General features: G+C 55.6%; 4 protein-coding genes. All 4 read right to left on the bottom strand.

Annotated features, from left to right (window positions below; genetic code table 11):
- The coding region (locus RI563_RS09560; RefSeq protein WP_310694149.1) for an efflux RND transporter permease subunit at positions 1-962 on the bottom strand (962 nt) is incomplete at its 3' end.
- A 3-nt stretch (positions 963-965) separates the two neighbouring features.
- Positions 966-2,081, bottom strand: a complete 1,116-nt coding sequence (locus tag RI563_RS09555) for an efflux RND transporter periplasmic adaptor subunit (protein ID WP_310694148.1) — start codon at positions 2,079-2,081, stop codon at positions 966-968.
- Between the two features lie 275 nt (positions 2,082-2,356).
- Positions 2,357-2,611: a DUF4282 domain-containing protein gene (locus tag RI563_RS09550; protein ID WP_310694147.1), complete on the bottom strand. Its 255-nt coding sequence runs from the start codon at positions 2,609-2,611 to the stop codon at positions 2,357-2,359.
- Between the two features lie 468 nt (positions 2,612-3,079).
- On the bottom strand, positions 3,080-3,801 hold a 722-nt coding region (locus RI563_RS09545; protein WP_411293573.1), incomplete at its 5' end, for a hypothetical protein.

Genomic DNA, 3,801 nt, shown 5'->3' with positions numbered 1-3,801 from the left:
CGCATCTGCATGCCGGCCGGTTTGAGCACCTCGCGGTTGATGGCCGCCATCTGCTCCAGCATGCCTTCCTTGATCTCGATGACATTGGAACCAGGCTGGCGGCGTACCGACATACCGATCACCGGCTTGCCGTCGGTATAGGAGAGCCGGCTCAATTTGTAGTGGTCCAGTTGCAGCGTCGCCACGTCGCCCAATCGAATGATGGCATCGCCACGTCGATCGAGAATGAGCTCGCGCATGTCATCGAGATCGGCAAAGCGGCCAATGGTGCGCAACAGATAGCGGCGCTTGCCCGATTCCAGCTCGCCGCCGGAGATATCCCGGTTGCGCTGACGAATGGCATCGCGCACCTGGGCAATGGTGATATCCCGCTCGGCCAGTTTGGCGGGATCGAGCATTATCTGAATCTGACGTTCCGCTCCGCCGTAAACATTGACCATGGAGACACCCGGCACGGTCTCCATGCGCACCCGCACGTTGTCATCCACGTAATCCTGCATCATCACCATGTCCAGATTGCGCGGATTACCGTCCAGCGGCATGACACGGAAATACATAAAAGAGTTACTGGAGAACGAGGAGGCGTAGATACGCGGCTCATCTACGTTCTCGGGATAGGACGGTACCTGCGACAGGGCATTGTTGATCTCGATCAGGGTATTATTGAGATCAATACCGAAGGGAAACTCCAGTTCAATGGAAGCCTGGCCGAACGACGAGGAAGAAATGATCCGTTCCAGCCCCGGCACGCTGCGCAGGTACTCTTCCTGTTCGATAATGATCTCTTTTTCCACATCCTGCGGCGTCGCGCCCGGCCAGGACGTGCGAATGGTAATCGTGCGCACTTCCAGATCCGGAATCATCTGCACCGGAATGCGCATGGCCGCCACCACACCCAGCACCGCCACAATCAGCACGGCCACGGCTATCAGAGTGCCGCGATGGATCATCGATTGAAACATGCCTTAGCGTTCCCCGCCCCGCGACTCGATGCGAACGGCCTGATCGGCTTCCAGGGCTTCGTTACCCTCGACCACCACGGTATCGCCGGCCTTGATGCCCTCGCGGATCTCAACCTGCCCGTCAAACCCGTGGCCGGTCGTCACCCTGCGTTCGACCACGTGCAAGCCGTCGTCCTGTTCGCGGACTACCCAGACCGTGACCCGGCCATCGGGATAGCGCAAGATCGCATCACGCGAGACCACAATACCATGGCGATCGGCCGAGACCTGTAACAGGCCGTTGACCGACATCCCCGGGATAATATTCACATCGACCGAGTCGAACAGGACGCGCAGCATAAAAGTCCGGGCACTGCGATCGTTGACCGGCACCACCGCGTCGATCTGCCCCTCAAACTGCCGTTCGGACAGGGCGTCCAGCGTCAGAGTGATCCGGCTGTTGTCATCGATGAGGGGATAGAAGGCCTGGGGTACCGAAAAATCGGCATGCAGCGTGTCCAGTCCGACCAGCTCCAGCACCGTAGTACCGGGATCGACCCACTCGCCCACCTCGGTCAGCTTGTCGCTGATCACCCCGGCAAACGGCGCCCGCACCACGTGGCGTTCGAAGCGGGCCTGCTGGCGCTGCTCCTCGGCCTTCTGACGCTTCAACGCGGCGGCCTTGATCTCGACTTCCGCCCGGCGCAGCTGGATTTCGTTTTCCGAGATGCTGTTCTGCTTGCGCAGGCGTTGCGCATCGGCATAACGGCGCTTCGCGTCCATCAACTCGGCGCGCAGTTGCTCGGTCTGTGCCTGGCTGGCCTGATATTCCCACTTGCCGATTTCACTATCGAGCACCAGCAACACATCCCCGACCTCGACCCGATCACCGAAATCCACTTTGAGTGACGCCACCTGGCCGCTGATCTCGGCCGACAGCCGCGAGACTCTGGCCGAGGTAACCGTGCCACTGAGCGGCACCTGACGAACGATCTCCGCCTCGCGCGCCTTCTCGACCACCACCGTTGGCGCTTCGGCGGCCCGCGCGGATGTCAGATTCAGAAACAACAGGATCGTCAGGGGCCATGCCCACAACCGGGGTGGAACACGCGCCGTCGGGGCGCGAAACAGATCGGGCATCCTCAAAACCTCGTTATTATTGTGTATTAGAACATGTCTGGAGTGGCAACAACCTGCCATGCCTAACGGCCCTCTACAAGCAGCAGGATAAATTACACAGTTTTAAATCGGACAAACAGTGCGTCAACAGGTTCCAACAAGATTCAATCGAAAACATCGCGGGAATAAAAAATGCAACACAGCTGCCCATAGCGGTGCCACTACATTAGAGTTGAATAAAATAGCCGGCGACACAAGCCCATTGCAAACAACGCCGCCAGCTAACAACTCAGCGATTACTTACTGGCAATGGTTTTGATATTTTCATGGATTTTGAACAGAACGATCAGCAGCTCGCACCAGATTCGGGCAAAGATCGCCCCGCCTATAATTGCTCCGAGCCCCATCAAAAACTGGGTGAAACTGAAACCATAAGGACTGGAGAACATAGTACCAATCCCGCCTATCAGCACAAACAGCAACAAGAGCCAATAAACGATGGTGATGATTTTCGGCGTCAGCATGGAATTGAACACAAAGATTTCTTTCATGATTTTTCTCCTTTTTTAATAAACGCCCGCAAACAGGCGGACCCCTCCCCACCGCACAATTCGCTCACATCACAACTGCGCTGAAAACGTATTTTCAGCATTTATGGCAAGCGGATAACGTGGCGAAAATCAATTATTTCATATATGACACAGTCCGAAAGAGTTTCAGTAACAGGATGCATTCCACGCACCGCTATCCGGGCATCAAGAAAGCGGTCAACAGGACACATCCTCCTCAGCCGCGCACATGCCTGAGCAACAGCCAGATCCGCTTGCAGATATTGTTCACCCGCGCGCCCATGCCTCCCAGGCGCCAAACTCCTTCATCGCTGTCCCGGCCGAGGAGAGCGCCTTGAGAACCGCCGGAGTACTCATATCCCTATGCCAATCCCACCAATGTGGTTAAGTTATTGGATGCCGACCCGCTTCGAGGTTTTATTCTATAGCCGATATCGGCAAAACGGCTTCTCAGGCAACATCCTGACTAAAGACGGATTGGGGAACGCAAACCTCATCGACCGTCAAAACACATTTGTCATTACTGATAGCAATCGTTGCTTCAAGCATCTCCACACCGGACTCTTGTGCCATGGTGTCTGCTTTAGTGAGAACAGCTTGTAATGCCAGACCGATTTCTGTTCGCTTACCCGGATCCAGAGCCAGTTTCCGCCAGCTCTCATCAGCATGAGACTCACTGGCGACTCCCAGCTCAAAGAAACGATTAACAAGCGAGTCAGTCAGTTTGTCTTCGCCCAGTTTATTTTTGAGAAAGGCGATTATTTCCTGATCTGTCAACGCTTTATACGAAGGCAGCATGGAAGACAAATCCTCGGGAAGAAATGTTGTCAGCTTTTCGCCATTAACCATGCCATAAAATAGATCTTCCTTAACCAGTTGCCTGTAGTCGGGCCGCGGATCCGAACCGGTGCGCCTGTACAGCTGCCTCAGCGCCATCGCTTCACTTCGATGGCCGCTCACACCAAAGCCGGAAAGAAAATGGTCCAGAATATCGTGCACGAAAACCGAAGTAGGAATGCACTGCCCGGTCTCCCGGGTGCTGGCGATGATGACGGGATCACCGATCGTGGCATCTAACTTCCACCCTCTGGCACCGAACCCGTCATCCCACTCTTTCTTGTAGGTCACCCGAACTTGCACCCCTTCATCGCGAATTTGCAACAGATCCGGCG

Source organism: Thiohalophilus sp. (assembly GCF_031581315.1).
Classification (GTDB): domain Bacteria; phylum Pseudomonadota; class Gammaproteobacteria; order UBA6429; family Thiohalophilaceae; genus Thiohalophilus.
Note: the sequence above shows the minus strand (reverse complement) of the source record. Positions and strands in the feature narration are given on the sequence as shown.

Coding starts and splice junctions, on each gene's coding strand:
- RI563_RS09550 (WP_310694147.1), bottom strand. CDS start 2,611: ATGAAAGAAATCTTTGTGTTCAATTCCATGCTGACGCCGAAAATCATC.
- RI563_RS09555 (WP_310694148.1), bottom strand. CDS start 2,081: ATGCCCGATCTGTTTCGCGCCCCGACGGCGCGTGTTCCACCCCGGTTG.